The 7,979-nt window shown below is 58.6% G+C and carries 6 protein-coding genes; 5 read left to right on the top strand and 1 reads right to left on the bottom strand.

Annotated elements, in window-relative coordinates; translation table 11 throughout:
• Positions 1–1,228, top strand: a 1,228-nt coding sequence (locus tag AC1D1X_RS10490; RefSeq protein ID WP_477698245.1) for a tetratricopeptide repeat protein, incomplete at its 5' end; no start/stop codon positions are given.
• A 46-nt stretch (positions 1,229–1,274) separates the two neighbouring features.
• Here the strand turns inward: AC1D1X_RS10490 and argC are convergent.
• Positions 1,275–2,186, bottom strand: coding sequence for an N-acetyl-gamma-glutamyl-phosphate reductase (gene argC / locus AC1D1X_RS10485; protein WP_477670590.1), 912 nt, complete (start codon positions 2,184–2,186; stop codon positions 1,275–1,277).
• 239 nt (positions 2,187–2,425) lie between these two features.
• Here argC and sucC point away from each other — a divergent pair, with 239 nt between their 5' ends.
• The 4 genes from sucC to AC1D1X_RS10465 form a co-directional block, all read left to right on the top strand.
• Positions 2,426–3,586 (top strand): ADP-forming succinate--CoA ligase subunit beta, encoded by a 1,161-nt coding sequence (gene sucC, locus AC1D1X_RS10480; protein ID WP_477698244.1) that lies wholly within the window; start codon positions 2,426–2,428, stop codon positions 3,584–3,586.
• An 18-nt stretch (positions 3,587–3,604) separates the two neighbouring features.
• Positions 3,605–4,498, top strand: a complete 894-nt coding sequence (sucD, locus tag AC1D1X_RS10475) for a succinate--CoA ligase subunit alpha (protein WP_457282070.1) — start codon at positions 3,605–3,607, stop codon at positions 4,496–4,498.
• 148 nt (positions 4,499–4,646) lie between these two features.
• The gene (locus tag AC1D1X_RS10470; protein ID WP_477698243.1) at positions 4,647–5,348 is read left to right on the top strand and encodes a TerC family protein; all 702 of its coding nucleotides are present in this window, start codon (positions 4,647–4,649) and stop codon (positions 5,346–5,348) included.
• Between the two features lie 341 nt (positions 5,349–5,689).
• Positions 5,690–7,979 (top strand): CHASE2 domain-containing serine/threonine-protein kinase (locus tag AC1D1X_RS10465; RefSeq protein ID WP_477698242.1); only part of this gene is annotated, 2,290 nt, incomplete at its 3' end.

The following is a 7,979-nucleotide window of genomic DNA, read 5'->3' as shown; positions in this document are numbered from 1 at the left end:
GGGCAAGCATGCGTTAGCCTTGCAAAGTTACGAGCAGGTGATCGCATTGCAGCCCCAGCATGCGGACGCGCTGTCGAATGCCGGTGCGGCCTGCGACCGGTTGGGTCGGCTTGATCAGGCCATGGCTTTTCATGAACGCGCCGTTAGCCTGCAGCCGCAAAATACGCACGTTCTGTACAACATGGGCTGCACCCTGCTGAATCTGGGTCGCTGTGCTGAAGTGGTGACGGTTGCTGATCGCGGTCTCGCGGCGGAGGGCGACCATGCCAATCTCCACTGGAACAAGGCCGTTGCCCATTTGCTGCTTGGCGACCTGCGCCAAGGCTGGCCTGAATACGAATGGCGGTGGTTTGCCAGCGCGCTTGGTCCGCGTCCGCCTAGGCCCAATTTCGGCAAGCCTATTTGGACCGGCGAGTCGCTTATTGGTAAAAGCATTTTCCTGTATGGTGAACAAGGCTTGGGCGACACCATACAGTTGCTGCGCTACATCCCKTTGATTGCCACCAGAGGCGCGAAAGTATTTTTATCGGTCCCGGCTTCGATAGAGCCGCTCTGCGCGGACTTCAAGGATGACTGCATTCTTGTGGGCCGCGGGCAATTGCCTGGGGATTTTGACTTTCACTGCCCATTGTTCAGCCTACCGTTCGCGTTTGAAACCGACCTGACCAGCATTCCGGCGGCCATTCCCTACTTGCGAAGCATTCCTGCCCTGAAGACAGGATGGGAAGGAGAGTTGCGAAAGCTCAGCACAGAGCGCGGCCCAAGGCTGGGCTTGGTCTGGTCAGGTAGCGCGACACATCAGAATGATGCGAACAGGTCGATGCCGCTGGCGACGCTGCTGGACGCTTTGCCGCAGTCCTGCCAGCTGGTGTGCCTGCAAAAAGAGGTGCGTGAGGCTGACCAAGAGCTGGTCGAGTCGGCCGGCATCTTCTTTGCAGGTGACGCGCTGAAAACCTTTGAAGACACAGTTGCTCTGGCTGATTGCGTGGACCTTGTCATCAGCGTCGACACCAGCGTCGCCCATCTGGTTGGCGCGATGGGAAAACCGCTGTGGCTCATGCTGCCTTATCGGCCAGATTGGCGCTGGATGCTTGAACGGGACGACAGCCCCTGGTACCCCACGGCGCGCCTATTCCGCCAAGGCGAGAGCCGTTGTTGGGAAGAAGTAGTAAAGAAAGTCGGCAGTGAATTGCCAAAGGCGCTTGAACACATCAAAATGGAAGGCTGAGCTTCAACTTTGGGAGGCAAGGAGTTTGGTTGTCTGGTCCGGACGATTAGAGACCCAGCATCAGCTTCAGGTTTTGGACTGCAGCGCCGGATGCGCCCTTGCCCAGGTTGTCCAGCCGCGCCACCAGCACCGCATGGCGGTACTCTTCATTGGCAAACACGCGCAACTCCATCTTGTTGGTGTCGTTCAGCGCCAGCGCATCCAGCTTGCCTGACTCGGGCGCGGCCTCCGCGGTTACCCATTCGCTGCCGGCATAGTGTTTGGCCAGTACGTCCTGCAACTGCGCCCCGGTTGGTTTGCCGGGCAGCAAGTCAAGGTGCAGCGGCAATTGCACCAGCATGCCCTGCTTGAAGTTGCCTACCGACGGAATGAACACCGGCCGGCGTGTGAGCCCTGTGTATTTCATGATTTCGGGCAGGTGTTTGTGTTTCAGGCCCAGGCCGTAAAGTTCAAACAGGGGAGCGGTGCCGGCTTCGTAGTCTTCAATCATCTGCCGGCCGCCGCCGGAGTAACCGCTCACAGCGGGAAGGCTCAGCGGGAAGTCGGCCGGGATCATGCCGGCGTCAACCAGCGGACGGATCAGCGCGATCGCACCGGTGGCGTAGCAGCCGGGGTTGCCCACGCGGTCGGCAGCGGCTACGGCGGCGCGCTGGGTCTGGGTCAGTTCGGGAAAGCCGTAAACCCAGCCGGACACGGTGCGGTGAGCCGTGGAGGCGTCAATGATTTTGGGCTTTTTGCCGGTCAAGCTGTCAATCATGGCGACCGATTCGCGTGCCGCGTCGTCGTGCAGGCACAGGATCACCATATCCACCTGCGCCATCAGGGCGCGCTTGGCGGCCGCGTCCTTGCGCAGCTCGGGCGCGATGCTGACGAGTTCGATCTGCGGCATGGCTTGCAGCCGCTCGCGGATTTGCAGGCCCGTGGTGCCGGCTTCGCCGTCAATAAATACTTTAGGCATGGGCTTCCAGGTACAAAACAAAGTGGGCGGCTGGCCGCCCCAGAGGTCAATTTCGGCCCTTTTCGGGGTGTAAGGCGGGCACAAGAGTTGTGCGTCGCACCATGATACAGTTCTGCGTTGCTGCCTGCAGTGACCGCCGACGTGGTTTTTTGGGCCGGTGTGGCCTGTTTCCGACACCCCATTCCTCTGCCCAAATCCCTGTTGCACCCCCCTCTTTTACTGAATTCTGAAGGTCTTTCATGAAAATTCACGAGTACCAGGGCAAGGAAATCTTGCGCAATTTTGGTGTGCCAGTGCCGCGCGGCATCCCGGCCTTCACGGTGCAGGAGGCGGTGGAAGCCGCCCAGAAGCTAGGTGGCCCGGTGTGGGTGGTCAAGGCCCAGATCCACGCGGGCGGCCGCGGCAAGGGCGGCGGCGTGAAGGTTGCCAAAACCATCGACGACGTCAAGCGCATTGCCGGCGAAATCCTCGRCATGCAGCTGAAAACGCACCAGACCGGCCCAGAAGGCCAGAAAGTCCGCCGCCTCTATATTGAAGACGGCGCCGACATCCAAAAGGAATACTACGTTTCGGCCGTGACCGACCGTGAGTCGCAAAAGGTGGCCTTCATCGCCTCCAGCGAAGGCGGCATGGACATCGAAGAGGTGGCTCATTCCAACCCTGAAAAAATCATCAAGGTGTTTGTCGATCCGCTGGTCGGCATGACGGACGCCCAGGCGAAGCAAATCGCCGCCGGCATCGGCATGCCTGCCGACTCCGTGGCGCAGACCGTCGACATCCTGAAAAAGCTCTACAAGTGCTATATGGAGACCGACGCGTCGCTGGTTGAAATCAACCCCCTGAACCGCAACAGCAAGGGTGAAGTCATGGCCCTGGATGCGAAGTTCAACTTCGATGCCAACGCGCTGTTCCGCCATCCCGAAATCGTGGCCTATCGCGACCTGGACGAAGAAGACCCGGCCGAAGTCGAAGCCAGCAAGTTCGACCTCGCTTACATCAGCCTGGACGGCAACATCGGCTGCCTGGTCAACGGCGCAGGCCTGGCCATGGCGACCATGGACACCATTAAACTTTTCGGTGGCGAGCCAGCCAACTTCCTGGATGTGGGCGGCGGCGCAACAGCTGAAAAAGTCACCGAAGCCTTCAAGATCATGCTGAAGAACCCTGATGTCAAAGGCATCCTGGTCAACATCTTCGGCGGCATCATGAAGTGCGACACCATCGCCGACGGCGTGATCACCGCCTGCAAGGCCGTGAACCTTTCGGTTCCACTGGTCGTGCGCATGAAGGGCACCAACGAAGACCTGGGCAAGAAGATGCTGGCCGATTCTGGCCTTCCCATCATCGCCGCAGACACCATGGCCGAAGCCGCGACCAAAATCGTCGCCGCTGTCAAATAAAAGCCCGGAGCCAAGAACATGTCCATCTACATCAACAAAAACACCAAAGTCATCACCCAGGGCATCACCGGCAAAACCGGTCAATTCCACACCCGCATGTGCCGCGACTACGCGAACGGCAAAGAAGCTTTTGTGGCCGGTGTGAATCCCAAGAAAGCCGGCGAAGACTTCGAAGGCATCCCGATTTTTGCCAACGTGACCGAAGCCGCCAAGGCGACCGGCGCAACCGTGTCGGTCATCTATGTGCCCCCTGCAGGCGCTGCCGCCGCCATCTGGGAGGCTGTTGAAGCCAACCTGGACCTGGCGATCTGCATCACCGAAGGCATTCCGGTCAAGGACATGCTGGAAGTGCGCAACCGCATGAAAGCCAAGGAAGCTGCCGGCGGCAAGAAAACCCTGCTGCTGGGCCCCAATTGCCCCGGTCTGATCACGCCTGAAGAAATCAAGATCGGCATCATGCCAGGACATATCCACCGCAAGGGCCGTATCGGCGTAGTCAGCCGCTCCGGCACGCTGACCTATGAAGCTGTGGCGCAATTGACCGAAATCGGCCTGGGCCAATCGAGTGCAGTCGGTATCGGCGGCGACCCGATCAATGGCCTCAAGCACATTGACGTGATGAAAGCCTTCAATGACGATCCGGACACTGACGCCGTCATCATGATCGGCGAAATCGGCGGTCCMGATGAGGCCGAAGCCGCCCAGTGGTGCAAGGCCAACATGAAAAAACCGATCGTTGGCTTCATTGCTGGTGTGACTGCCCCTGCCGGCAAGCGGATGGGCCATGCGGGCGCGCTGATCTCCGGCGGCGCCGACACGGCCGATGCCAAACTTGCCATCATGGAAGCCTGCGGTTTCACCGTGACGCGCAATCCTTCGGAAATGGCCAAACTGCTCAAAGCGCTGCTGTAAGGCGCCACCACAAAAAAGTGATTTGAAAACTTGACCACGGTCAAGCAGGTAAGCAGTAATACCAATCGGGATTGGCCTATTGCGGCTTAGACTCTCCAAAACAAAAAAGCGCTTCCCAGCGCTTTTTTAATTCATAACAGGAGCTGCCATGTTTTTCGGACTGGACCTCGCGTCCCCCCTCTTCTGGAGCGCTTTCGGCTCCATCCTTCTTGCCAACATCGTGCTGTCTGGGGATAACGCCGTGGTAATTGCCATGGCTGCGCGCACACTCAAACCCGAGCAGCGCGGCAAGGCGATCTTCTGGGGCAGCGCCGCCGCGATCGTGATGCGTATCGTGCTGACCATTGTGGCCATTCAGCTGTTGAGCTTGCCATACCTGAAGATGATCGGTGCCGTACTGCTGGTCTACATTGGCGTGGACCTGCTCAAAGGCGAAGAAGATGAAGACGGCGAAGGCCACGAAATCAACGGCATGATGGCTGCGATTCGCACTATCCTGATTGCCGATCTGGTAATGAGCCTGGACAACGTTCTGGCAGTCGCAGCAGCCGCCAAGGGCAACCTCCCGTTGCTGGTACTGGGTCTTCTGGTGAGCATCCCGCTGATTATTTTCGGCGCCACCTTGTTGACCAAGGTCATGGAGCGCTTCCCCATCATCATTACCATCGGTGCAGCTCTTTTGGGCTTCCTGGCGGGTGAGATGTTGCTGACGGATCCTGCGGTAGTGAGCTATTTTGGTGCCGTTAGCGACCATACGGTGACTGCCGGTGGGATTGTGGGTGCCGTGCTCGTGGTGGCACTGKGCACCTACCYGACCAAACGGCAGCAGACAAAGGCGCCTTCCGCCTGAACCGGCGTACGGCCCGGCCGCCGCAGCCCCTTTGGCGGTTAGGGTCGTTTCTTAGCGTTCGCCACCTGCTGCGGACCGGATGCGCGCCGCGMATACCAGAAAACCACTTATTTGCAACAGTCGGCACGCTTGCGGTGCAGAAGTCGCTTGTCCAGCCGCACCCCGTCTGTTAATGTCCATTGTCAGGAGACTTGTAACCTGCCGAAACAGTCGGCGGGTGATATCCGGCGCACGAAATTTGCTGCCGGAGGACCGATAGTACAAAGCAATTACAAAAATGGCTGGGGCTATGCATAGCGAATCAGGACAAGGGACGGGAAGTGGCCAAAACATCTAGGAAATTGAGTCAGTTCTGGCGGGCCGACTGGTTTGTGGGCGTTCTGGTGGTGCTGGCCGTCCTTTTTTTGCATGGCCTGACCGATTTTTTCGGCACACTTGAGCGCCGTTACTATGACTATGCGAGCACCAGCAGCAATCGTCAGCCCTCAGACCGTATAGCGGTTATTGCGATTGACGACCAAAGCATCGCGAATATAGGCCGTTGGCCCTGGCCCCGGGACGTCCATGCGAAGCTGATAGACCAGTTGACAGCCGCCAAGACCAAGACAGTCGTCCACACGGCTTTTTTCTTTGAGCCTCAAACCGACCGAGGTCTCGCTTTTATCCGCAAGATGAAAGAGGTCCTCGGCGATCCTGCTGTCGCGCAAACTGGTATTGGCGAGCAATTGAGCAAGGTGATTGCGGATGCCGAGGTGGCGCTGGATAGCGATGCCAAGCTGGCTGCCAGTATGGTCAATGCCGGCAATGTGCTTGTGCCCTCGGTGTTTACTCTTGGCGAGCCGCAGGGCAGGCCAGACAATCCGCTGCCGGCCTACGCGCTCAAAAGCGCGATTGACGAGAGCAACGGCTTTTCCATTGCGGCAATACGCGGCACCCAGCCGATTGAAGCCATAGGCAATGCCGCCGCCGGTATAGGCCACCTGAACCAGATACAGGATCCCGTTGATGGGGCAGTTCGCCAGGAGCCGCTGCTTGTCAATTATTACGGCAAGGGTGTGCCCTCTATGGCGCTGCTGGCTGCCGCAAAAAGCCTCAACCTCAACACCTCTGATATCRAGCTCAACGTGGGGGAGTCGGTGYAAATCGGCAAGCTCCGAGTGCGCACCGACGAGTCGGCCCTGATGTTGCCGCAGTTTTATAAAGGCAGCGGCGGCAAGCCTGCTTTTGCAGTTGACTCCTTCTATGACGTGCTGACTGGCAAAATCCCTGCCACCAAATATGCGGACAAGATTGTGGTGATCGGCGCCACGGCGCAGGGCGTGGGTAGCCTCTTCACGACGCCGGCCGGTCCGGGGCTGTCACCGGCAGAGACCATTGCGCACATCACTTCCAGCATCCTGAGTGAACACTTCATTGTCCAGCCGACTTGGGGTGTCTGGGCTACGTTGGCTGTTCTGCTCGTGGTTGCGGCTTACCTTATCGCCGGGTTGCCTCGCCTCTCCGCTGGTAAGGCTGCGGTCATCACGTTGGCACTGTTCCTGGTGTTGCTGGTGGTTGAGTTCGGCTTGCTGTCGGCGGCCGCGACCTGGCTCAAGTTTGTCTTTCCCGCAGCCCTGCTGGTGATCGGCCACCTGGCGTTGACGACCAAGCGCTTCCTCATGACCGAGGCTGGCAAGCTCAAGTCCGACGAGGAATCGGCCGAGACCAATCGCATGATGGGTCTGGCGCTGCAAGGTCAAGGCCAGCTCGACATGGCGTTTGATCGTTTTCGCCGCGTACCTTTCACTGACGCACTGATGGACAACATGAACAACCTAGCGCTGGATTTCGAGCGCAAGCGCCAGTTCAACAAAGCTCAAGCCGTGTACGAGTACATGGCCACCTACAACAAGAACCACAAAGACCTGCAGTCCAAGCTTAATCGGGCCAAAAACCTGTCGGAAACCGTCATTTTGGGCGGTGGCGGCGCGCACCCGGGCGGGACCATGCTCCTTGACGGTGGGGGTGTTGAAAAGCCCATGTTGGGTYGCTATCAAGTCGAAAAGGAATTGGGCAAGGGCGCCATGGGCGTGGTGTACCTCGGCAAGGACCCAAAGATTGGCCGTGTCGTCGCCATCAAGACTATGGCTTTGAGTCAGGAGTTCGAGGGCGAGGAGCTTGACGATGCGCGGGAGCGCTTCTTCAGGGAAGCCGAGACCGCTGGCCGGCTGCAGCACCAGAACATTGTCACGATTTTTGATGCGGGTGAAGAACACGACCTGGCATTCATTGCCATGGAGTTTCTGAAGGGCAAGGATCTGGCAGATGTCACCAAGGACGGCCATTTGTTGCCGGTCCCGAAGGTCCTGTCCATCGTGGCACGGGTGGCTGAAGCCCTGGCTTACGCACACAAGCAGAATGTGGTGCACCGGGACATCAAACCGGCCAACATCATGTATGAAATCGAAAGCGATACGGTGAAGGTGACCGACTTCGGCATCGCTCGCATTACGGATTCAAGCAAAACAAAGACCGGTCTTGTATTGGGGACGCCCAGCTTCATGTCGCCGGAGCAGATTGCAGGTAAAAAAGTCGACGGGCGCTCGGACTTGTACTCGCTGGGTGTCATGCTGTTTCAGATGCTGGCTGGCG

This window comes from Polaromonas sp. P1_G4 (assembly GCF_056405475.1).
This window is presented reverse-complemented; position numbering and strand designations above follow the sequence as displayed.